The sequence below is a fragment of the Amycolatopsis sp. YIM 10 genome (genome assembly GCF_009429145.1).
In the GTDB taxonomy this organism is placed as follows: Bacteria; Actinomycetota; Actinomycetes; order Mycobacteriales; family Pseudonocardiaceae; genus Amycolatopsis.
In genome coordinates this window covers 13,527-34,098 of record NZ_CP045480.1, presented here as the reverse complement: position 1 = coordinate 34,098, position 20,572 = coordinate 13,527, and the positions used below count along the sequence as shown (strand labels likewise).

The following is a 20,572-nucleotide window of genomic DNA, read 5'->3' as shown; positions in this document are numbered from 1 at the left end:
GCCGATGCTGTCCACGGGTCAGCTGCTCGCCGAGCGCTACCGGCTCACCAGCCGGATCGCGGTCGGCGGCATGGGTGAGGTCTGGCAGGCCAGCGACACCCGGCTCGACCGCACCGTGGCGGTGAAGGTGCTCAAGGCGGAGCTGTCCGGGGACGCGGAGTTCCTGCACCGCTTCCGCACCGAGGCCAGGACGACGGCCTCGCTCAACCACGCCGGGATCGCCGCGGTGCACGACTACGGCGAGACCGTCGCCGACGAGCTGAGCATCGCCTACCTGGTGATGGAGCTGGTCGAGGGCGACCCGCTGGCCGGGATACTGGCCAAGCAGGGCCGGATCTCCCCCGAGTTCACCCTGGACCTGCTGGAACAGGCCGGGCGCGCGCTGCAGGCGGCGCACGAGCGCGGGCTGGTCCACCGGGACGTCAAGCCGGGCAACATCCTGGTCACCCCGGCCGGTCAGGTGAAGCTGACCGACTTCGGCATCGCCAAGGCGGCCGACGCGGCGCCGGTCACCCGCAACGGCATGGTTATGGGCACCGCCCACTACATCGCGCCGGAGCAGGCGCTCGGCCACGCCGCCGAACCCGCCAGTGACGTCTACTCGCTGGCGGTCTGCGGGTACGAGTGCCTCACCGGATACCGGCCGTTCCTGTCCGAGAACGCGGTGACGGTCGCCATGATGCACATCCGCGACATCCCGCCCCCGTTGCCGCCGGACGTACCGCCCGGCCTGCGCGCGCTGATCGAGGCGACGCTGGTCAAGGACCCGCGGCAGCGCTACAACAACGGCGGCGAGTTCGCGAACGCGGTGGCCGCGGTCCGGGCGGGGCGGCCGCTGCCGACGCCGCTGGGGCTCGCCTCGGCCTACGCGCAGGCTTCCGGCCAGCCGTTGCCGGTAAACTCGCACGCGCCGGTCGGTCCCGTTTCGCACCCGGCTATCCAGCCGGTACCGCCGCCGGCGCACCAGCCCGGCCCGGCTACCGGGGTCGGGCCGATGGTCCCGCCACGGCGGCGCAGTCACACCGGTCTGTGGATCCTGCTGGCACTGGTGATCGTCGCGGTGCTGGTGACGGCCGCGCTGGTGGTTCCGAAGCTGTTGAGCGGTCCCGAGCGCACCACACCGTCGGGGAACGTCGAGACCAGTGAACCGGGGTACGAGCCGACGGTGGAACGGCCGGCGAAGCCCAGCCAGGGCCCGCCGCACCACACGCCCCAACCGGGGCCGGGTCAGAACGAGGGCGGGGACAACGCAACGGAGGGTTCGGTGCGTTCACCCGGAGACGACGGCTTGCCAGGGATGATGGACCCAACATGGATGGAACGGAACGGCACGCACCGATGAGCACACCCCGACTGCTCTCCAATCGTTACGAGCTCGGCGACACGCTCGGCTACGGCGGCATGTCCGAGGTTCACCATGGGCATGACGTACGCCTCGGCCGCGAGGTCGCGATCAAGATCCTGCGTGCCGATCTGGCCAGGGATCCCCAGTTCCAGGAGCGGTTCCGGCGGGAGGCGCAGAACGCCGCCGCGCTGAACCACCCCGCCATCGTCGCCGTGTACGACACCGGCGAGACGCAGACCGAGTACGGTCCGCTGCCCTACATCGTGATGGAGTTCGTCTCCGGGCGCACGCTGCGTGACATCGTCAAGACCGAGGGTCCGATGTCGCAGAAGCGCGCGATGGAGGTGATGGCCGACGTCTGCGCGGCGCTGGACTTCTCGCACCGGCACGGCATCGTCCACCGCGACGTGAAGCCGGCCAACGTGATGATCACCACCAACGGCGCGGTCAAGGTGATGGACTTCGGCATCGCCCGCGCCATCCACGACGGCCAGTCCGCGATGACGCAGACCGCCGCGGTGATCGGCACCGCCCAGTACCTCTCCCCGGAGCAGGCGCGCGGGGAGTCGGTCGACGCCCGCAGCGACGTCTACGCCGCGGGCTGCGTGCTGTACGAGCTGATCACCGGGGAGCCGCCGTTCACCGGTGACTCGCCGGTCGCGGTCGCCTACCAGCACGTCCGGGAGGACCCGAACCCGCCGTCGTCGGTGAACCCGGCGGTGTCGCCGGAGCTGGACGCGGTGGTGCTGAAGGCGCTGGCCAAGGGCCCGGCGAACCGGTACCAGTCGGCCGCCGAGATGCGCTCGGACATGGTCCGCACGCTGTCCGGCCAGCACCCGCTCGCGCCGATGGTGATGTCGGAGGACGAGCGCACGCAGGTGATGAACAGCCGTCGCCCGCCGGCCGCCTACGACGACGGGTACGCCGCCGACGACTACGACCCGGTCGCGGAGGACAGGGCCAGACGCAGCAAGCGCAACAAGATCCTGGCCGCGCTCGCCGTGGTCGGCGTGCTGCTCGTCGGCGCGATCCTGTACTTCGCCGACGTGTTCGAGCAGAAGCCGGAACTGGTCGCGGTCCCGGCGGTCAAGGGCCAGCAGGAGGCGACCGCGATGGACGCGCTCCGCTCGGCCGGCCTGGAGCCGAAGAAGGAACCGGTCATCTGCAAGGCCGCGCAGGCTGGCACGGAGCCGCCGTGCAGCAGCGACCTGATCGGCAAGGTCGTGCTGACCAATCCCGACGTGGGCGCCGAGGTGGCCAAGGGCACCGTGGTGACCGTGCAGATCGGCACCGCGCCGCAGAAGGTCAAGGTGCCCGACCTGGTCGGCAAGGAGCAGGGCCCGGCGGCCGACGAAGCCAAGAAGGCCGGTTTCGAGATCGACTCGAGCGTCGAAGAGGTCGAGACCAGGGACCCGAACGAGTACGGCAAGGTCATCGAGCAGAACCCGCGGTCGGGCGTCGAGGCCGAGCAGGGCACCTCGATCAAGCTGACCGTCGGCAAGCGGCCGAACCAGGTGCTGGCGCAGAGCCAGGTCGGCAAGAAGTTCAGCGAGGCGAAGAAGGCGCTGGAAGACCTGAAGCTGAAGGTCACCCGCAAGGACGTCACCTCGGACAAGCCGAAGGACGAGGTCGTCGCGCAGAACCCGGTCGGCGGCACGGTCGACGAGGGCGCCCTGATCACGCTCGAGGTGTCCACCGGGGCCAAGGAGCAGATCTCCATGCCCGACCTGCAGGGCGCGACCCTGGACCAGGCGAAGCGGGAACTGAAGGAAGCCGGCTGGAGCGGTCAGCTGGTCACCCTCGAGGACGAGGTGAACGACGAGGACCAGGAGGGCCGGGTCACCAACAGCGACCCGACCAGCGGCAGCACGATCACCAAGGACCAGACGATCACGCTGTACATCGGCAAGCGGGACCAGCCGGGTGGCCCGTCCATCCCCGGTCTGCCGGGCAGCTAGCGATCCGTGGCAGTCGAGGGGCACCGCCGAGTCGGCGGTGCCCCTCTTGCGTATCGGGCCGAAAAAAGTTCCGGCCTTGATGTCGAGATCCGGTGATCGGCTCCGTCCCCGCGGTGAAGCGACCAGAATGGGGCGCACCAGCACCGAGGAGAACCACGATGGCCAAGTACCTGCTGCTCAAGCACTACCGCGGCGCTCCGGCGGCGGTCAACGACGTGCCGATGGAGAAGTGGACGCCGGAGGAGATCTCCGCGCACCTGCAGTACATGCGTGATTTCGCGGACCGGCTGCGGGAGACCGGCGAATTCGTCGGCGAGCAGGCGCTCTCCCCCGAGGGCACCTTCGTCCGGTACGACGGTGAGGGCCGCCCGCCGGTGACCGACGGGCCGTTCGCCGAGACCAAGGACCTCATCGCCGGCTGGATGATCATCGACGTGGACAGCTACGAGCGCGCCGTCGAACTGGCCGGGGAGCTGTCGGCCGCGCCGGGGGCGAACGGCGACCCGATCCACGAGTGGCTCGAACTGCGCCCGTTCTACGGCGTGTCGCCCGCCATCACGGAGTGACCGGGTAGATGGACGACGCACTGCTCCGCGGCCTCACGCCGAGCGTGCTCGGAATCCTCGTCCGCCGCGGAGCCGACTTCGCGGCGGCCGAGGACGCCGTGCAGGACGCGCTGGTGGAGGCGATCCGCGTCTGGCCGTCGGACCCGCCGCGGGATCCGAAGGGCTGGCTGGTCACCGTGGCGTGGCGGCGGTTCCTGGACATGACCAGGGCGAACACCGCACGCCGCCGTCGTGAGGACGTGGTGGACGAGGAGCCGGCGCCCGAGCCCGTGTCCGCCGTTGACGACACGCTCCAGCTCTACTTCCTGTGCGCGCACCCGTCGCTGACGCCGTCGTCCGCGGTCGCGCTGACGCTGCGCGCGGTCGGCGGGCTGACCACCCGCCAGATCGCGCAGGCCTACCTGGTGCCCGAGTCGACCATGGCGCAGCGCATCAGCCGGGCCAAGCGCACGGTGTCCGGGATGCGGTTCGTCCAGCCCGGCGACGTCGGCACCGTGTTGCGCGTGCTCTACCTGGTCTTCAACGAGGGCTATTCCGGTGACGTCGACCTGGCCGCCGAGGCCATCCGGCTGACCAGGCAGCTCGCGGCCGCGATCGACCACCCGGAGGTGGCCGGGCTGCTCGCGCTCATGCTGCTGCACCACGCCCGTCGCCCCAGCAGGACCGCGCCCGACGGCAGCCTGATCCCGCTCGCCGAGCAGGACCGCGGCCAGTGGGACACCGGCGCGATCGCCGAGGGCGTGGAAGTCCTGCAGGCGGCGCTGGCGCGCGACCGGCTGGGCGAGTTCCAGGCCCAGGCCGCCATCGCCGCCCTGCACGCCGACGCCCCGACCGCGGAGGAGACCGACTGGGTGCAGATCGTCGAGTGGTACGACGAGCTGACGCGCCTGACCGACAACCCGGTCGTCCGGCTCAACCGCGCGGTAGCCGTCGGCGAGGCCGACGGCCCGCGAGCGGGCCTCGCCGCCCTCGCCACCCTGGACGACTCGCTGCCCCGGCACACCGCCGTCGCCGCCCACCTCCACGAACGCGATGGCAACCTGGCGATGGCCGCCCAGCTCTACGGCGAAGCAGCCCAGAAAGCCACGAACCTGGCCGAACGCGAACACCTGACGAAGCAAGCCGCCCGGCTCAACGCCGACCTCAGGCGATAGCGGCCTTCTGGAGGGCGCGGGTCGCGCCCTCCAGGTCGCGGACGACGATGTCGGCGACCGGGTGCCCCGCACCCGCCATCCAGTTCGCGAGCATGCGGTGGCCGCCTTCGGTGAGCACCGACTCCGGGTGGAACTGCACGCCTTCCAGCCGCAGGGAGCGGTGGCGCATGCCCATCACGATGCCCGACTCCGTCCGCCCGGTGACGTCGAACTCGTCCGGGATGGTCTCCGGCAGCACGGTCAGCGAGTGGTAGCGGGTGGCGGTGAACGGGTCCGGCAGCCCGGCCAGCACCCCGGCCCCGGAGTGGCCGACGCGGCTGGTCTTGCCGTGCAGCAGTTCCTCCGCGCGGTCGACCGTCGCGCCGAAGGCGACACCGAGGGCCTGGTGGCCGAGGCACACACCCAGCATCGGCAGGTCCCGCGAAGCGCATTCGCGGACGACCTCGATGCTCTGACCAGCTCGTTCCGGCGTTCCCGGGCCCGGGGAGACCAGCACGCCGTCGAACTCGCCGAGTCGCGAGACGTCGACCACGTCGTTGCGCCAGACCGTGCAGTCGGCGCCGAGCTGGGCCAGGTACTGGACCAGGTTGTAGACAAAACTGTCGTAGTTGTCGACGACGAGCACGCGCATGCCGCCCAGCTTAGCCGCGCCCACATGCTGGACGGTACGCCAGATCACAATGAAAATAAGGTTCGCCTTACCTTACCGTGGAAGCGTAGGCACAGCTGCGACTCGAACGAGGTAAGTGCATTGAACCGTCCACTGCGTGTGGCGATCATCGGCGCCGGCCCGGCCGGTATCTACGCCGCCGACATCCTGGACAAGTCCGATACACCCACCCACATCGATCTCTTCGAGCGCATGCCGGCCCCGTTCGGGCTGATCCGCTACGGCGTGGCGCCGGACCACCCGCGCATCAAGGGCATCGTCAACGCGCTGCACAAGGTGCTCGACCGGCCGGGCATCCGGCTGATCGGCAACGTCGACTACGGCACCGATCTCAAGCTGGACGAGCTGCGCGAGTTCTACGACGCGGTCATCTTCTCCACCGGTGCCTCGGCCGACCGGCCGCTGGCCATCCCGGGCATCGACCTGCCGGGCAGCTACGGCGCCGCCGACTTCGTCTCCTGGTACGACGGTCACCCGGACGTGCCGCGCACCTGGCCGCTCGAAGCGACCAGCGTCGCCGTGCTGGGCGTCGGCAACGTGGCGCTGGACGTGGCCAGGGTGCTCGCGAAGACCGCGGACGAGCTGCTCAGCACCGAGATCCCGCCGAACGTCCACGAGGGGCTCAAGGCCAGCCCGGTCACCGACGTGCACGTGTTCGGCCGCCGCGGCCCGGCGCAGGCCAAGTTCACCCCGATGGAGCTGCGCGAACTCGACCACTCGCCGAACGTCGAGGTGATCGTCGATCCGGAGGACATCGAGTTCGACGAGGGCTCGATGACCGCGATCCGCGCGTCCAAGCAGGTCGATATGGTGGTCAAGACGCTCCAGGAGTGGGCGATCCGCGAGCCGGGCAACCGGCCGAAGCGGCTGCACCTGCACTTCTTCCACTCGCCGTGCGAAGTCCTCGGTGACGACAAGGTGACCGGCCTGCGCACCGAGCGGACCGAACTCACCGGCGACGGCAACGTCCGCGGCACCGGCACCTTCCACGACTGGGACGTGCAGGCCGTCTACCGCGCGGTCGGCTACCTGTCCTCGCACCTGGCCGAGATCCCGTTCGACCACGTCACCGGCACCGTGCCCAACCAGGCGGGCCGGGTGCTCGACATCGACGAGAACCAGGTGCCGGGGGTCTACGTGACCGGCTGGATCAAGCGCGGCCCGGTCGGCCTGATCGGGCACACCAAGGGCGACGCGGCGGAGACCATCGCCAGCCTGCTCGCCGACGCCGACACGCTGACCGGCGCCACCCGCAACGAGCCCGACGCGATCATGGACTTCCTGGTCGACCGCGGCGTGCCGTTCACCACCTGGGACGGCTGGGGCAAGCTCGACGCGCACGAGCGCGCGCTGGGCGATCCGCAGGGCCGCGAGCGGGTGAAGGTGGTCGAGCGCGAGGAGATGCTGCGCGTGTCGCGGAGCTGACTCACTGCACCGCGACGTCGTTGAACGGCAGCAGCGGTTCCAGCCACGGGAACACCACGAACATCAGCAGGGCGATCACCGCGAGCACCAGCACCACCGCGGTGATCGCCCGCACCGCGAGCGGGCCGGGCAGGCGCCGCCAGATCCAGCCGTACATCACGCTTCCCCGATCGCCTTGAGCAGTTCCGGATACCCCGCGCCCGGCGCCTTGGCCAGCTGTTTGACCAGCGCGCCGTGGATGACCAGCCGTTCCCGGTCGGAGAACTGCGGGTGGCAGGTGGTCAGCGTGACCAGCGGGGCGCGCATCGCGGGCGGGGTGACGCTGTCCGCCCGGTACGGCACCGGCGCGACCGCGTCCCCGCGATCCGGGGTGACGATCCGGCGGCCGACGGTCTCCTCGTAGTCGGGCACGTCCCGCAGCGTCGGCACGCCGACGCACTTCGGGTCGCGGCCACGGCCTTCGGCCCAGCCGTCCAGCTCCTCCGGCTTCGGCAGCATCCGGTAGACGAAGAAGTCCGACGCCGTCTCGACCACGATCGCGTCGCACGAGTTCAGCAGGTCGAGGTCGTTGAACGGGGCACCCTTGCCGACCCGGTGCCCGGCGACCGCGAAGTTGCCCGGCTCGCCCGGCCAGGCGGTGCCCTTGTAATGGCCTGGGCCGACCTCCAGCGCGGCCGCGCCGACGCCCTCCTGCACGGTGAACCGGTAGTCCGGGCCGAACGCCGGGATGTAGAGGCGTGCGAACGCCTCGCCGTCGGCGGGGTCCAGGTGCAGTTGCCGCTGCGGCTCGGCCCACCGGTCGTCGAGCGTGGCTTCCGCCTTCGCCTGCTTCTCCGCGGAGAACCAGTCGGTCACCACCAGCTCGTAGGTCACGAAGAGCAGCACGACAATACCGAGCGTTATCAAAACTTCACCGGACGTGCGAACCACGGTCCGCCAGCGCGGATCGGTCCGCTCCGCCGTGCTGACCGGGCCGGAATCGGGCCCGACGAGCTCACGCTCGTCGTCGGACACCGCCACAGGGGCTCCCTTCAGGCCAATCTCGGCCGGACGGAGTAGTCGTCCCCCGTTCTTGCCCGGCCCCGATTACGTTAACGTGTCAGGGTGGCCCTGGTTGCGCACCGGCCCACCCGAACGAGCCCATGAGCAGCGAGGACTCCGATGCCCAAGTCCAAGGTCCGCAAGAAGACCGCCTACACCCCGCCTGCCGACCGGCGCACGCCGGTGAAGGTGCGGGCGGCCGGTCCGTCGCCCATGATCTACAAGATCGTGATGTTCGGCCTCATGCTGCTGGGGCTGGCCTGGCTCGTGGTGAACTACCTCGCCAGCGACAAGATCGCCTTCATGACCGAGCTGGGCAACTGGAACTTCGCGATCGGTTTCGCGCTGATGATCTCCGGTCTGCTGATGACGATGAAGTGGCGTTGATCGGCCGAATGGCGGCTTGACAGCGAATTACAACCGTGTGACTAGTCCCCAGTGTGGATAAGCCCTGTGGATAACCCATCGGCTAGCTGGGCCCCGCGAGCGGCGCTCGTCGGGGTCGGCTGGCTGCTCGCCGCCCTCTCGGCCGCCGCGGCCGTGCTCACCGGTCTCTCCGGCGACCGCGCGGGCCCGGTGCTGTTCGGCGTCGCCGCGCTCGCGCTGGCCGGTTTCGCGGCCAACGGGAGCGCCATCCGGCCGAAGCTGAGCGCGGACGCGCACGGGGTCCGGGTCCGCACGCTCACCGGCGACCACCGGCTCGAGTGGTCCCAGGTCCGGGTGCGCCTGGTGAAGACCCGCAGGCTCGGGCGCGAGGTGCCCACGCTCGAGATCGAATGCGAGGACATCCCGCCGCACCTGCTGGTGCTCGGCTGGCTGGAGCTGGGCACCGACCCGCGTGACGTGCTCGACGTGCTGAGCGCGCTACGCGCCAGAGGGTAGCCCCGCCGGGTCCTGGCAGACGATCTCCTGGGTGCTGCGCACCATCGAGCACACCTGGCCGGCCAGCTGCAGGTCACGCACCAGGAACAGGGCGGCCAGCGCCACCGCGATCACCACCAGCGCGACGACCTGGTAGGTCAGCTGGTTCTTGGCCGGCGCGTAGACCAGCGCGGCCACCGCGACCGCCCCGACCACGAACCCGCCGAGGTGGCCGAGGAACGAGATGTTCGGGATGGAGAAGGTCAGCACCAGGTTCAGCCCGATGGTCACCAGCGCCATCGTCGGGTTCAGCTTGAGCCGGAACACCGCGATCAGCACGCCGCCCATCAGGCCGAAGATGGCACCCGACGCGCCGACCGTCGGCTGCCCGACGGACCCGAAGACGAACTCCGCCGCCGAGCCGCCGAGCAGGGACAGGAAGTAGACGGCGACGAACCGGCCGCGGCCGAGCAGCACTTCGACGTCCCGCCCGAGCACCCACAGCGCTAGCATGTTCATCGCGATGTGCAGCAGGCCGAAGTGCAGGAAACCGGAGGTGACCAGGCGCCACCACTCGTCGAAGAAGGTGATGCCGTACGGCCACAGCGCGCCCTGCGTCATCAGCTCGGCGCCCGAGTTGTCCATCGGGTTCTGCGCCTGGACCACGGTGGCGATGAACACCAGCACGTTCACCGCGATGAGCACCGGGGTCACGATGGGCCGCTGGACCCTGGCACCGGCCACCGTGCGCGCGCCGTAACCGGCGGACCGGTACTGCGCTCGCTGGGCGCGGTCCTGGACCTGACCCGCCTGGACGCAGTCGACGCACTGGGAGCCGACGGAAGCTTCACGCAGGCAGTCGGGGCAGGCCGGCCGCTCACAGCGGACGCAGCGCAGACCGGTCTGCCGCTTTGGGTGCCACCAGCAGGTGGGCAGGGCCTGCTCGTAGGCGGGCCCCGAAGGCGGGGGATACGGGGGCTGAGTCACGATGTGTCCAACTTACCCGCATCCACCCCCTGCTTCAGCGCCCGCGGATCAGGCCAGCGAGATCCGCTCGATGACCACGTCGTTCAGCGGGCGGTCCGCCGGGCCGGTGGCCGTGTGCGCGATCTGGTCGACCACGTTGCGCGACTCCTGGTCGGCCACCTCACCGAAGATGGTGTGCTTGAAGTTCAGGTGGGTGGTCGGCGAGACGGTGATGAAGAACTGCGAGCCGTTGGTGCCGGGGCCCGCGTTCGCCATGGCCAGCAGGTACGGCTTGTTGAACTGCAGTTCCGGGTGGAACTCGTCGCCGAACTTGTAGCCGGGGCCGCCGCGGCCGGTGCCGGTCGGGTCGCCGCCCTGGATCATGAAGCCGTCGATCACGCGGTGGAAGATCGAACCGTCGTAGAACGGGCCCGAGTTCTCACCCTTGGCGTTGGGCTGGGTGTATTCCTTGGTGCCATCGGCCAGGCCGGTGAAGTTCCCGACCGTCTTGGGCGCGTGGTCCGGGAACAGGTTCAGGTTGATGTCGCCGTGGTTGGTGTGCAGCGTCGCCTTGCGCGCGCCACCGGCGGGGGATCCGTTGCTTTCGGTCACGGGGCCAATCGTGCCATCTGCGGCGCGATCCGCGGAAAAGGGGCACGATAGGTTAAGGGGAACCAGACAGATGCCAAACGAAACGACGGAAGGTGAAGGCCATGACCCGGGCCTCAGAAGCGGTGGGTGAGTCGGTGAAGACCGGGCTGTCCACGGCACGCAAGCGCGCAGTGGAAGCGGGAACCCACGCCGCTCAGGCAGCCGAGCTCCGGCTCGCCGAAGGCGCCGAAGTGGCACGCAAGGAAGGACGCCGGGCCAGCAAGAAGCTGGCAAAGCAGGCCAAGAAGACCGGCAAGGACCTCGCGCGCAGCTCCAAGACCGCGCGCAAGGAGGCCGCCGAGCGCATCGCCGAGATGCGCAAGCCCGGCCGCAAGGCGAAGAAGGCCGCGATCAAGGCCGCGAAGTCGGCCGGTGAGTCGAAGCGGCGTGGCAAGAAGGATTTCAAGGCCGCGAAGAAGGACTTCAAGGCCGCACTGGTCGAGGCCAAGATCGCCGCCAAGGGCGAAAAGAAGCGCCGCAAGTGGCCGTGGCTGATCGGGATCGCCGTGGTGGCGGCCGGCGCCGCGATGGCCATGCGGTCCAAGCCCGAACCGCCCATCGCTCCCGCCCCGCCGCGTACCGGCGGGGACGGCAGCAAGCCGGCCGCCCCCAAGCCCTCGACCACCACCGAGGCGCCGAAGGCCGCCGCACCGAAACCGGCGCCGACCCCGGCACCGGCACCTGGCAAGACCGCCCCGCCGAAGGCGCAGGGTGCCAACGGGCAGCAGGCCCAGCGCACTTCGGGCACCGAGAAGAAGAACTGAGCACCTGAGCACGGAAAAGGGCCCCCGGGACGTCTCCCGGGGGCCCTTTTCGAACAGTCAGCGCGTCACGCGGTGGCGGCGTGCTTGTCGATCAGCTTGCCCAGGCGGGGCAGCGCCTCTTCGACGTTCTTCTTGCCGTTCGGGCGCAGCTTGCCGTAGACCTTCTTGATGCTGTCGCGGCTGCTCTTGTCCGCACGCGCGTCGGTGACGCTCAGCAGCGCGTCGGCGGCCTCGTCCGAGCGACCGGACAGGTAGGCACCGAAGTCGGCGCCGCCCTTGGCCTTGTAGTCGCCGTAGAACGGCTCGAGCGCACCGGCGAAGTCGTCGAGCAGGGTGTCGACGGCGGCGGGGATGATGCCCGGCTTGATCTTCTTGACGGCCGCGTAGCCGGTCTTGACGACCGCGCCCGAGACACCGCCCTTGTCCGAGACCTCTTCGTCAACCAGGTTCTGCAGGTCGGTCACGACAGCCGGACGACGACCGGAGTCAAGCAGGATTTCCTTCAGGGTTTCAGCCACGGCTTCATATCCTTCATGTGAATCGAATTAACCGACTGTGTCCAGCCTTCACGCCCGGTAGCGACCGGCGTTTCCGGCTGACTGTGCGCGAGTCCTCGACGCCTGCGCGTGGCGGCCAGGGTAATACAAGATCAACTTGCGCCGGTGAGTGGGAACCCGTATTGCCTACCAGCCCAATGCCGCGATAGCTTGCTTGGCCACTTCACGTGCTTTGACCGTCTGGCCCTGGTTCGTGGTCACCACGACGGCGTCACCGGCCTTGGCCACCGCGTAGACCGCGCCCTCGCCGACCGTCTGCATTCCGCCCTGCCAACCGGATGGCTGGTCGGCGGGATTCGAGGTGGCGATCGGCGCGGCCTGGTCCACCACGGCCTTCGCGATCCCCGGCTCACCGCGGTACACGCGCGCGGTGAGCTGAAGTTTTCCGTTGAGAGCGTAGAAAAAGCAGGTCGGCGGCCGCTCGGCGGAAAGCCGGACCTTCGACACGCGCTGCCCGTTCGCCCGTTCCACCGCGGTTTCCTCGAGATACGGGCACTTCCCGTCGGCGGACGGTTCGGGTGCTGCGGGCGCCACCGGCGCTACCGAACTGGGCGGTGGCGGCGCCGCACTGGGCGCCGGCGCTGGTGCTTCCGGCGAAGAGCAACCGGCCAGCAGGCCGAGCGACACGGCGGCGGTGAAAACGAGTGGGCGCATAGCGCGGTCAGTCAACCAGAACCGCCGGACTCTGCCAGTATGGCCAGGTGCTCACCCCTGACCAGTACCTCGGCGTGGTCGCGGAACGCGTGCAGCGGTCCGGCGGACAGTTGCGCCAGATCCAGATCGGTCCGGTCAACGCCGTGCTCGGCCTGTTCACCGAGTCGATCATGATGTCCACGATGAACTACGCGGTGGTCGCCGCACCGCTGGCCGAGGTCACCGCCGCCGCGCTGTACGACTTCACCGGGCACGCCACGCAGCACGCACGCGCGAACGTGGTCGGCACCGTCGGCTTCACCGCCGCGTCGATCGTCATCGCCGGCCTGGTTGGCGAACGGGTGTACCCGGACGCGATCCAGGCCGCCACAGCGAAACCGGGCATGCAGTACGGCGCGGAGACGCGCATGGTCGCGGTCGACCTGTCGGGCGGGCAGACGCACACCTTCACCGGCAGCAGGGTCTGGGGCGCCGCGATACAGGGCTCGATCAAGGCGAAGATCTTCTTCACCTTCCCGCAGCCCGCCGAGGCTTACCAGCAGTTGCAGTGGCAGCCACAGCAACAGGGATACGGGCAGCAACCACCGCAACAGCAGGGCTACGGGCAACCGGGCTACGAACAGCAGGGTTACGGGCAGCAGCCCTACGGCCAGCCCCAGCACGGCCAGCCCCAACCCGGCCAACCACAGCAGCAACCCGGCCAACCGCAGCCATACGGCCAGCCTCAGCAACCCCACAGCCAGCCGCATGGCCAACCCCAGCAACCGCACGGTCAACCGCCGTCACCCGGCCAGCCGCAGCAACCAGGGCAACCCCAGCCGCACGGGCAGCCACAACCCGGGCAACCCCAGCCGCATGGGCAGCCACAGCCCGGTCAGCAGCAGCCGTATGGGCAGCCGCAGCAGCCGGGACAGCCGCCGTCACCCGGCCAGCCCCAGCAGTTCCCGCAGCAACCCCCGCAGCAGCCGTACCCGCCGCAACCGGGGTACGGCCAGCCGCCTCGCGGTTACTGACCGAGCAGTGGCTGCCGGCCAACCGGCAGTGAATATCCCTCCTCCCAAGGGAAGTAGCCGCGCCGATCGTCGGTGACCACCTGCAGCGCGGGCACCGGCGACTGGAACAGGCGGTTGGCGTCGACCAGGTACGGCCGCGAATCGGGCACCGGTACGAGCGTGGCGCGGTGGATCCGCTCGTCGAAGGAGACCACCTTCCCCGCGTGCAGGCGCTCCCCGCCGAGCACCCGCTCGGCCAGTTCGTCCAGCATCACCGCGGTGTTCCCCTCGCCGAACCCGAACATCAGCAGCTCGGGGTGGTCCAGCGCGCTCAGGCCCACGGTGTAGCCGAACGGCGCCCCCTCCGCCGCCCAGCCGTCCACGTACCGGACCGCCCATCCGGAGATCCGGATGAACTCCCACGTGCGGTCGTCCTCGTCGAGAATGGTGTTGTTCAAGACGCACCCCCGGAATCAGGCTTCGAACTTTTGTTCGATACTACCGCGCACCACCGACAGTTTCGGCAAGCTCACTGGACAATGAGTCCAGAGTCTGTACATACTGTCCAAGTGACTGCCGATGCCGTGCTCAACGCCCTGCGCCCCGTGCTCGACGGGCTCGCCGCGACCTTCGGCCCGAACTGCGAGGTGGTGCTGCACGACTACCGCAGGCGCGACGCGTCCGTCATCGCGGTGGCCGGCAAGGTCACCGAACGGGCGGTCGGCGGGGCGATGAGCGAGATCGGCCTCGGCCTGCTCGCCCGCGGCAAGGACGCCGAGGACCAGCTGAACTACGTCACGCGCACCGCGTCCGGCAGGCTGGTCAAGTCCTCGACCATGCTGCTGCGCGACGAACGCGGCGAGGTCTTCGGCGCGCTCTGCGTCAACGTCGACATCACCGAGCTGCGGCACACCGCGGTGCTGCTGAGCGAACTGTCCGCTTTGGACGCCATTCCGGATGACACCACCACCTTCACCAACGACGTCACCGAACTGGTCCGCGCGGTGGTGCAGGCCGAGGAACTCAAGCTCGGCCGCCCGGTGGACCGGCTGTCCCGTGCCGAACGCCTCGAGCTGTTCCGCGCACTGGACGAACGCGGGGTGTTCGGCCTGCAGAAGGCGATGCCCGAAGTGGCCGCCGCACTGGGGATCTCCCGTGCGTCGGCGTACAGCTACCTGACCGAGATACGGAAATCCGGGGAGAACTGATGGTCACCATCGACGACGTCCAGGCCGCGGCCGCGAGACTGGCGGGCCAGGCGAACCACACGCCGGTGCTCACCTCGCGCACGCTGAACTCGCTCACCGGCTCGGAGATTTTCCTCAAGGCGGAGAACTTCCAGCGCGTCGGCGCGTTCAAGTTCCGCGGTGCCTACAACGCGATCGCCCAGCTCGGCACCGAGCAGCTGGCCGCGGGCGTGTGCACGCACTCCTCGGGCAACCACGCGCAGGCCGTCGCGCTGGCCGCGCGGCTGCTCGGCACCAAGGCCACCATCCTGATGCCCGCCGACGCGCCAGTGTCCAAAGTGGACGCCGTCATCGGCTACGGCGCCGAGGTGCGCCGATTCGACCGCTATACCGAGGACCGGTTCGCGCTCTGCGAGAAACTGGCCGCGGACAACGGATACGCGCTGATCCCGCCGTTCGACCACCCGCACGTGATCGCCGGGCAGGGCACCGCGACCCTCGAACTGCTCACCGAGCGGCCCGACCTCGACGCGCTGGTCACGCCGATGGGCGGCGGCGGCCTGATGGCCGGCGCCGCCACCGTCGCGAGCGCGCTGCGTCCCGGGCTCGAACTCATCGGCGTGGAACCCGAAGCCGGTGACGACCAGAAGCAGTCGCTGGCCGCCGGGAAGCTGATCTCCGTGCCGGTGCCGAAAACGGTGGCCGACGGCCTCGCGCTGCCGTCGCCGGGCGTGCTGAACTTCGAGATCATCCGCGCGCACGTCAGCCGGATCGTCACGGTCACCGACCCGCAGATCCTCGACGCGATGCGGTTCCTGTTCGAGCGCCTCAAGATCGTCATCGAGCCGAGCGGCGCCGCGGCGGTCGCCGCGCTGCTGGCCGAACAGATCCGGCTGCCGGGCAAGCGGATCGGCGTGATCCTGTCGGGCGGCAACGTCGCCGCCGACCGGTTCGCCGAGCTGCTCAGCGCCTAGAGCCAGCCGCTGCCCATCGGTTCGACGATCCGGTGGATCTCACCGGCCCAGTCGACCTGGTCGATCGAGCGGTAGTCCACGCGCAAAAGGTTGACCAGGTCGCGGCCGCTGCTGAGCAGGCCGGCCTTCTTGTCCGCCTCGATCACCACGTCCATGCCGTCGGGTCCGGCGACGAAGCTGACTTCGAGCTGCTTCAGCCGCGGGTAGCGGGGCGAGCTGTGGAATTCGATCTCCTGGTAGAACGGCAGTCGCTGCCGGGTGCCGCGCAGGTGCCCGGCTTCGACGTCGGCCGAGTGCAGGCGGAAACCGAGGCTTTCCACCGCGGCCAGCAGCACGTGCTGGGCGGGCATCGCGCCGACGCCGATCGGGTCGTTGTCGGTGGCGTCGATGGCGCCGGCGATTTCCAGCGTGGTCCGCACGGCGACAGTGGTGCCGGGCAGCTGGCGGTTGTCGTAGAAGTTGATCGGCGTTTCCAGCGGCACCGGCAGGCGGAACGGCAGCTCGATCGTCTGGCGCGGCGCGAGCGGCACGTTGCGGCGGACGTCGGTGCGGCCGAAGGTGCGGTTGACGTCGACCTCGCGATCACCGCCCTCGTGCTCCACGCGCGTGACGAGTTCGACCACCACGCCGGGGATTTCCTGCTGCACCTCACCGCCGCGCAGGCGGATGACCCCCTCGATGACGCCGCCCGGCTGCACGCCCGGAGTGAACAGTTCCGTTTCTACCTCGGCCCCGCCGACACCGACGGCCGCGAGCAGCTTCTTGAACATGCCGCGAGTCTTCCCACTTCTCCGCGTGGTGTCCACGATCGACACTGAGTCGTTCCTCAGGCGGCGCGGATTACCGTCGACGTCGTGCTCGAACGGGAACCGGCTGTGACCGTGCTGTCGGCGCGAGGCGTCGCCGCCGAATCGGCAATCGCCTTCGCGGGCCTGCACCAGTTGCTCCGCCCGCTCGCCGCGGAGGTCGACGCGCTGCCTGCGGTGCACCGCGACGCGATCCGCACAGCGCTGGGGTTGAGCGATTCTCCGTGCACGGACCTCGTGTTGTACACGGCCGTGCTGCGATTGCTGGAGTCGGTTTCGCCGGTGGTTGTTGTCGTCGAGGAGGCTCAGCACTGGGATCCGTCGTCGCTCGCCGCCCTGCGTTTCGCCGCGCGTCGGGTCTCGTCGCAGCAGATCACGATCGTGCTGGAAGGCTCGGCGCCGCTGCCGGTGGACGAGGACCCGCCGGACGAGGAGCGCGCGGCACGTCTCGAAGCCCGCTCGGCCGATGCCGCACGTCGCGGCGGAATCGCCTCCGCCGCAATGGTTCTTCGCGAAGCCGCCCGACTGTCGCCGGAACCGGAACGGCAACGCCGTTCCGCGGCCGCCGCGTACCTCGCGTGGAAATCGGGGCAGCCGGAGCTGGCCCGCACACTGGTCACCGAGGCGACTCCGGAACGGCACGATCCTTCCGTTGCTCCGGTGCTGGACCGCCTGCACGGCCTGATCGCCCTCGGCGACGGTGACCAGGTTTCCGCGCACGACCACCTGCTGCGCGCGGGGTCCGAACCGGGTTTGCTGTTCATGGCCGCCGCGGCCGCGTACCACGCGGGTCTGCCGCTGGCGCCGATCGCGTCACGCATCAGCCGTGCCGATCCGACCTTCGGCGAATACGCGGGCCTGCTCTCCCGGCTGACGGAAATGTCGTCGACCGCGGACCCGTGGCGGCTGCGCGCCGCGGCTCCGGAGGCGTTGCGCGCGAGTGACGCGCACCAATGGCTTTGGCCACTCGTGTTGAGCGTCCACGGCCCGTCACCGCGCGCCGCCTACGACTTCGGCCGTTCGGCACTGGCGGAATTCAGTGCGAACGGCATGCACGCGGTGCTGGTGCTGCCCGCGTTGTGGCTGGCCGAGCTGGAATTCGACCTAGGCCACTGGGACCGCGCGCGAGCCCGCGCCGAAGAGGGCCTTCGGTCCACAGAGGACACCGGCCAACGGGCCCGGCGCGCGGATTTCCACGCCGTACTGGCCCTGCTGGCCGCCGTTCGTGGCACGTCCTGCCTGCCGGAGGTGGTGGCCGCCCGGGACCTGGCCGTTCCGCTGCACAACCACCTGGCCGCGTCGCGCGCTACTTGGGCCGTCGGTCTTTCCGAATTGTCGAACGGGAATTTTCGTTCTGCCGCGGAACACCTGACGTCGATCACCCACCCATTTGTCGCCCGGCTTGCTTCCGGTGATCTGATCGAATCCCTCATCCGCGCGGGAGAGGTGGCCAAGGCGCGGGCGGCGTTGGAAGCGTGGCTCCCCTGGGCCGCGGGAAGCACGTCGCCATTGGTGCAGGGCCGCCTGGCCCGCTGCCAAGCCCTGCTCGCCGACAACGACGATGACCGGGACAAGCACTTCACCGACTCCGCCAATTGTTTTGACGACCACCCGTTCGAGCAGGCCAGAACCCAACTGCTGCACGGAGAATGGCTGCGCCGCACGCGCCGTCCCTCGCAGGCCCGGCCCCTGCTGCGCACGGCACTGGAAACCTTCGCCCGCCTGGATGCCGCCCCCTGGGCGTCCGCCGCCACCACCCAACTACGCCCCACCGGCGGCGCCCGCCCGCACACCGGCACCCTGACTGCCGGCACCCTGACCGCGCAGGAACTCCGCGTCGCGCAACTGGCGGCCAGCGGCCTGAGCAACCGGGAGATCGGCAGCGAGTTGTTCCTGAGCCCGCGAACGGTCGGCTACCACCTGTACAAGACCTACCCGAAACTCGGCATCTCCAGCCGATCCCAACTCCGCACCCTCAACCTCGACCGGTGTTGATCCACTTCGGACTGGGTAACCGGGTGGCATGGGGCGGCGGACGGAGGTGGCGCGCCAGGATTTCCTGTCGCGCGTTCGGCAGTGGGTCGGGCGGGCCGGGGCGGACAGTCATGAGCGGCACACGCTGGCGCTGATCGGCAAGAGCGCGCTCGCAGCCACCATCGCCTGGGTGGTGGCGCACGACTGGATGCAGGCCCATTCACCGGCGTTCGCGCCGTTTTCGGCGGTGTTGATCATGCAGGTGACGGTGTACCAGTCGGTGGTGCAGTCGCTGCGGTACGTCGGAGCGGTGGCCGCGGGAGTCGCGCTGCAGTTGCTCCTCGGTCATCTCGCCGGGCCGGGGTTGGTGACGTTCGTGCTGGTGGCGCTGGCCGCGATGCTCATCGGTCGCTGGCGACACCTCGGTTCACAGGGGTCCCAGGTGGTGACGGCGGCGTTCTTCGCCTTCTCCACCTACGTTTCGGCGAGTACCGGCCTCGAGCGGGTGACGCAGTTGGGGCAGATCATCCTGCTGGTGGTCATCGGCTGCGGCGCGGGCCTCCTGGTCAATCTGCTGATCATGCCGCCACTGCGTTATCGAAGCGCCGAGCACGGAATTCACACGCTCGCGCATTCGCTCTGCGATTTGATCAGCGACGTGTACCCCGCGCTGCGCGAGGGAATGCTGGACGAGGAACGCACCAGCCATTGGCGACAGCGCGCCGCGCAGCTGGGACCGATGGTGGCGCAGGCTCAGTCGTCGGTGCACACCGCACGGGAAAGCGTGTACTTCAATCCGCGGCGGATGTTCCGGCGGCATTCGCACCACACGGAGTTCTCGGGCTACCAGGCGATCATCGACGCGCTGGAGCGGGTGACGTACCAGGTCGGTTCGATGACCCGGAGCCTGAACCAGTGGCACGGCAACGAAAACCCGCGCGAATTCACCACGCACTACGGCGATTTCCTGGCCGCCATCGCGGAAATCATGCAGACCTTCAGCGAAATCGAAGAGGACCGGCTCGGCGAGCAAGCGCGTCAGCTCTGCTCACTCGCGGAGGAAGCCCAGGAGAAGTACCACGACCTGGCGAACTACACCGATGACCTTCCACTGGACGATCCTTCACGCCCATACGGAATCCTGCTCGCCGAGGCCACCCGCCTGATGGACGAAGCGCAGCACACCTGCGACGTCCTACAACACGCTGTAGACGAAGAAGGCTGAACGCCCGCCTGTGGGATGGCAGCCGGGGGCACCCCCCGGCTGGGGCGTGGAGGGCGTGCCGCCGAACAGGCGGCTTGCACGATCGAGTGGAGCTGAGGGGAATCGAACCCCTGACCCCCGCCTTGCAAAGGCGGTGCTCTACCAATTGAGCTACAGCCCCGGAGCGAACGGCGTGTGGCCGCTCGCTGGGGAAGTTCAGTTGTTCGCCGCGTCCGAGGTCTTGGCCGGGGCGCTGCCGTTGGTGGAGACGGCGCCGAGCGGCTTGCCGGTCGGGGCGGTGGCTTCGCGCCAAAGGTCGGCTTCGGCCTTCGCGTCCTTGTTCCGCTTCACGACGAAAAGAACGCCGGCCGCGACGACCGCGAGCGCCAACAGCTTCTTCACCTGAGGCCCCTCTCCACGAACACCCGATGATTGCTCCGCTTGCCCGGTCGATGCTACTGCACCGCGCGGGTGCTCGTTTGTGCGGTCCACCTCCGGGTAGCCGATGGGGGAACGGTCGCCGACAGGAGGGACGAGATGAGCAATCGGGACGAACAGCAGGAAGGCGTCAAGGGGGCCGTCGAGGACGTCAAGGGCAAGGTCAAGGAGACCGCGGGCACCTTCCTCGGCAACGACGACATGCAGCGCGAGGGCAAGGCCCAGCAGGACAAGGGCCAGTCGCAGCAGGAGGTCGCCGACAAGGAGGACGAACTGCGCCGCGCCAAGGAAAAGGCCAAGATCGACGAGGCCAGGCAGCGGGCCGAGCAGTAACCGGCCCGGACAAGGGCGGGGCCACAGGCTCCCGCCCTTGTTCCACGTGGAA

The 20,572-nt window shown here is 69.4% G+C and carries 24 protein-coding genes and 1 tRNA gene; 14 read left to right on the top strand and 11 right to left on the bottom strand.

Annotated features, from left to right (window positions below; all coding sequences use genetic code 11):
• The first annotated feature begins 4 nt into the window (after window positions 1-4).
• The 4 genes from YIM_RS00175 to YIM_RS00160 all read left to right on the top strand — a co-directional run bounded on the left by YIM_RS00175 (window position 5) and on the right by YIM_RS00160 (window position 5,023).
• Entirely contained in the window at window positions 5-1,342 is a 1,338-nt protein-coding gene (locus YIM_RS00175) for a protein kinase (protein WP_153028400.1), read from the top strand.
• The gene (pknB, locus tag YIM_RS00170; protein ID WP_153028399.1) at window positions 1,339-3,303 is read left to right on the top strand and encodes a Stk1 family PASTA domain-containing Ser/Thr kinase; all 1,965 of its coding nucleotides are present in this window, start codon (window positions 1,339-1,341) and stop codon (window positions 3,301-3,303) included. The genes YIM_RS00175 and pknB overlap by 4 nt, the downstream gene beginning before the upstream one ends.
• A gap of 158 nt (window positions 3,304-3,461) precedes the next feature.
• Complete coding sequence (locus YIM_RS00165) at window positions 3,462-3,869, top strand: YciI family protein (RefSeq protein ID WP_153028398.1); 408 nt, start codon at window positions 3,462-3,464, stop codon at window positions 3,867-3,869.
• 8 nt (window positions 3,870-3,877) lie between these two features.
• Window positions 3,878-5,023, top strand: a complete 1,146-nt coding sequence (locus tag YIM_RS00160; RefSeq protein ID WP_153028397.1) for an RNA polymerase sigma factor — start codon at window positions 3,878-3,880, stop codon at window positions 5,021-5,023.
• Here YIM_RS00160 and YIM_RS00155 read toward each other — a convergent pair.
• Window positions 5,013-5,654 (bottom strand): aminodeoxychorismate/anthranilate synthase component II, encoded by a 642-nt coding sequence (locus YIM_RS00155; protein WP_153036674.1) that lies wholly within the window; start codon window positions 5,652-5,654, stop codon window positions 5,013-5,015. The genes YIM_RS00160 and YIM_RS00155 overlap by 11 nt on opposite strands.
• 147 nt (window positions 5,655-5,801) lie before the next feature.
• Between YIM_RS00155 and YIM_RS00150 the strand changes: the two genes are divergently transcribed.
• Window positions 5,802-7,118, top strand: a complete 1,317-nt coding sequence (locus tag YIM_RS00150; protein ID WP_153036673.1) for a pyridine nucleotide-disulfide oxidoreductase — start codon at window positions 5,802-5,804, stop codon at window positions 7,116-7,118.
• A 1-nt stretch (window position 7,119) separates the two neighbouring features.
• On the opposite strand, the gene YIM_RS48485 is transcribed toward YIM_RS00150, so the two are convergent.
• The gene (locus YIM_RS48485; protein ID WP_194239994.1) at window positions 7,120-7,275 is read right to left on the bottom strand and encodes a hypothetical protein; all 156 of its coding nucleotides are present in this window, start codon (window positions 7,273-7,275) and stop codon (window positions 7,120-7,122) included.
• Window positions 7,275-8,048, bottom strand: coding sequence for a class E sortase (locus YIM_RS00145; protein WP_228005104.1), 774 nt, complete (start codon window positions 8,046-8,048; stop codon window positions 7,275-7,277). Before YIM_RS00145 ends, YIM_RS48485 begins: the two co-directional genes overlap by 1 nt.
• A gap of 231 nt (window positions 8,049-8,279) precedes the next feature.
• On the opposite strand from YIM_RS00145, the gene crgA reads away from it, so the two are divergent.
• Both crgA and YIM_RS00135 read left to right on the top strand, forming a co-directional pair.
• Entirely contained in the window at window positions 8,280-8,546 is a 267-nt protein-coding gene (gene crgA / locus YIM_RS00140) for a cell division protein CrgA (RefSeq protein WP_153028395.1), read from the top strand.
• Window positions 8,547-8,612: 66 nt separating this feature from the next.
• Complete coding sequence (locus YIM_RS00135; RefSeq protein ID WP_153028394.1) at window positions 8,613-9,041, top strand: PH domain-containing protein; 429 nt, start codon at window positions 8,613-8,615, stop codon at window positions 9,039-9,041.
• On the opposite strand, the gene YIM_RS00130 is transcribed toward YIM_RS00135, so the two are convergent.
• Together YIM_RS00130 and YIM_RS00125 are read right to left on the bottom strand one after the other, a co-directional pair.
• Window positions 9,024-10,007 (bottom strand): rhomboid family intramembrane serine protease, encoded by a 984-nt coding sequence (locus YIM_RS00130; protein WP_153028393.1) that lies wholly within the window; start codon window positions 10,005-10,007, stop codon window positions 9,024-9,026. The two genes, YIM_RS00135 and YIM_RS00130, sit on opposite strands and share 18 nt — an antisense overlap.
• A gap of 48 nt (window positions 10,008-10,055) precedes the next feature.
• On the bottom strand, window positions 10,056-10,607 hold the full coding sequence (locus YIM_RS00125; protein ID WP_153036672.1) for a peptidylprolyl isomerase: 552 nt from the start codon (window positions 10,605-10,607) through the stop codon (window positions 10,056-10,058).
• Window positions 10,608-10,699: 92 nt separating this feature from the next.
• Between YIM_RS00125 and YIM_RS00120 the strand changes: the two genes are divergently transcribed.
• Window positions 10,700-11,401, top strand: a complete 702-nt coding sequence (locus tag YIM_RS00120; RefSeq protein ID WP_153028392.1) for a hypothetical protein — start codon at window positions 10,700-10,702, stop codon at window positions 11,399-11,401.
• 65 nt (window positions 11,402-11,466) lie between these two features.
• Here YIM_RS00120 and YIM_RS00115 read toward each other — a convergent pair whose 3' ends face one another.
• Both YIM_RS00115 and YIM_RS00110 read right to left on the bottom strand, forming a co-directional pair.
• Entirely contained in the window at window positions 11,467-11,919 is a 453-nt protein-coding gene (locus YIM_RS00115; protein WP_153028391.1) for a hypothetical protein, read from the bottom strand.
• 165 nt (window positions 11,920-12,084) lie between these two features.
• Entirely contained in the window at window positions 12,085-12,492 is a 408-nt protein-coding gene (locus YIM_RS00110) for a DUF2020 domain-containing protein (protein WP_370468940.1), read from the bottom strand.
• A 167-nt stretch (window positions 12,493-12,659) separates the two neighbouring features.
• Here YIM_RS00110 and YIM_RS00105 point away from each other — a divergent pair, with 167 nt between their 5' ends.
• Window positions 12,660-13,625, top strand: coding sequence for a hypothetical protein (locus YIM_RS00105; RefSeq protein WP_228004472.1), 966 nt, complete (start codon window positions 12,660-12,662; stop codon window positions 13,623-13,625).
• Here the strand turns inward: YIM_RS00105 and YIM_RS00100 are convergent.
• The gene (locus YIM_RS00100) at window positions 13,619-14,062 is read right to left on the bottom strand and encodes a DUF4262 domain-containing protein (RefSeq protein ID WP_153028389.1); all 444 of its coding nucleotides are present in this window, start codon (window positions 14,060-14,062) and stop codon (window positions 13,619-13,621) included. The genes YIM_RS00105 and YIM_RS00100 overlap by 7 nt on opposite strands.
• A gap of 111 nt (window positions 14,063-14,173) precedes the next feature.
• Here YIM_RS00100 and YIM_RS00095 point away from each other — a divergent pair, with 111 nt between their 5' ends.
• Both YIM_RS00095 and YIM_RS00090 read left to right on the top strand, forming a co-directional pair.
• Complete coding sequence (locus YIM_RS00095) at window positions 14,174-14,812, top strand: transcriptional regulator (protein WP_228004471.1); 639 nt, start codon at window positions 14,174-14,176, stop codon at window positions 14,810-14,812.
• The gene (locus YIM_RS00090) at window positions 14,812-15,765 is read left to right on the top strand and encodes a pyridoxal-phosphate dependent enzyme (RefSeq protein ID WP_153028387.1); all 954 of its coding nucleotides are present in this window, start codon (window positions 14,812-14,814) and stop codon (window positions 15,763-15,765) included. The genes YIM_RS00095 and YIM_RS00090 overlap by 1 nt, the downstream gene beginning before the upstream one ends.
• Here YIM_RS00090 and YIM_RS00085 read toward each other — a convergent pair.
• Window positions 15,762-16,535 carry a sporulation protein gene (locus YIM_RS00085; RefSeq protein WP_153028386.1) on the bottom strand — a complete coding sequence of 258 codons (774 nt, stop codon included), beginning with the start codon at window positions 16,533-16,535 and terminating at the stop codon, window positions 15,762-15,764. The two genes, YIM_RS00090 and YIM_RS00085, sit on opposite strands and share 4 nt — an antisense overlap.
• A 213-nt stretch (window positions 16,536-16,748) precedes the next feature.
• Between YIM_RS00085 and YIM_RS00080 the strand changes: the two genes are divergently transcribed.
• A complete protein-coding gene (locus YIM_RS00080) occupies window positions 16,749-18,566 on the top strand; it encodes a helix-turn-helix transcriptional regulator (protein ID WP_153028385.1) in 1,818 nt (605 codons plus the stop codon).
• Window positions 18,567-18,594: 28 nt separating this feature from the next.
• Complete coding sequence (locus YIM_RS00075) at window positions 18,595-19,770, top strand: aromatic acid exporter family protein (protein ID WP_153028384.1); 1,176 nt, start codon at window positions 18,595-18,597, stop codon at window positions 19,768-19,770.
• An 87-nt stretch (window positions 19,771-19,857) separates the two neighbouring features.
• Here YIM_RS00075 and YIM_RS00070 read toward each other — a convergent pair.
• A tRNA-Ala gene (locus YIM_RS00070) sits at window positions 19,858-19,930 on the bottom strand.
• 35 nt (window positions 19,931-19,965) lie between these two features.
• Window positions 19,966-20,151: a DLW-39 family protein gene (locus tag YIM_RS00065; RefSeq protein WP_113695284.1), complete on the bottom strand. Its 186-nt coding sequence runs from the start codon at window positions 20,149-20,151 to the stop codon at window positions 19,966-19,968.
• Window positions 20,152-20,286: 135 nt separating this feature from the next.
• On the opposite strand from YIM_RS00065, the gene YIM_RS00060 reads away from it, so the two are divergent.
• A complete protein-coding gene (locus tag YIM_RS00060) occupies window positions 20,287-20,520 on the top strand; it encodes a CsbD family protein (RefSeq protein ID WP_153028383.1) in 234 nt (77 codons plus the stop codon).
• Window positions 20,521-20,572 lie beyond the last annotated feature (52 nt).

What these genes read in the sequence shown, in the direction of transcription:
- YIM_RS48485 (WP_194239994.1), bottom strand. Translation starts at nt 7,275, where the DNA reads ATGTACGGCTGGATCTGGCGGCGCCTGCCCGGCCCGCTCGCGGTGCGG.
- pknB (WP_153028399.1), top strand. Translation starts at nt 1,339, where the DNA reads ATGAGCACACCCCGACTGCTCTCCAATCGTTACGAGCTCGGCGACACG.
- YIM_RS00165 (WP_153028398.1), top strand. Translation starts at nt 3,462, where the DNA reads ATGGCCAAGTACCTGCTGCTCAAGCACTACCGCGGCGCTCCGGCGGCG.
- YIM_RS00155 (WP_153036674.1), bottom strand. Translation starts at nt 5,654, where the DNA reads ATGCGCGTGCTCGTCGTCGACAACTACGACAGTTTTGTCTACAACCTG.
- YIM_RS00175 (WP_153028400.1), top strand. Translation starts at nt 5, where the DNA reads ATGCTGTCCACGGGTCAGCTGCTCGCCGAGCGCTACCGGCTCACCAGC.
- YIM_RS00085 (WP_153028386.1), bottom strand. Translation starts at nt 16,535, where the DNA reads ATGTTCAAGAAGCTGCTCGCGGCCGTCGGTGTCGGCGGGGCCGAGGTA.
- YIM_RS00090 (WP_153028387.1), top strand. Translation starts at nt 14,812, where the DNA reads ATGGTCACCATCGACGACGTCCAGGCCGCGGCCGCGAGACTGGCGGGC.
- YIM_RS00075 (WP_153028384.1), top strand. Translation starts at nt 18,595, where the DNA reads ATGGGGCGGCGGACGGAGGTGGCGCGCCAGGATTTCCTGTCGCGCGTT.
- YIM_RS00120 (WP_153028392.1), top strand. Translation starts at nt 10,700, where the DNA reads ATGACCCGGGCCTCAGAAGCGGTGGGTGAGTCGGTGAAGACCGGGCTG.
- YIM_RS00160 (WP_153028397.1), top strand. Translation starts at nt 3,878, where the DNA reads ATGGACGACGCACTGCTCCGCGGCCTCACGCCGAGCGTGCTCGGAATC.
- YIM_RS00060 (WP_153028383.1), top strand. Translation starts at nt 20,287, where the DNA reads ATGAGCAATCGGGACGAACAGCAGGAAGGCGTCAAGGGGGCCGTCGAG.
- crgA (WP_153028395.1), top strand. Translation starts at nt 8,280, where the DNA reads ATGCCCAAGTCCAAGGTCCGCAAGAAGACCGCCTACACCCCGCCTGCC.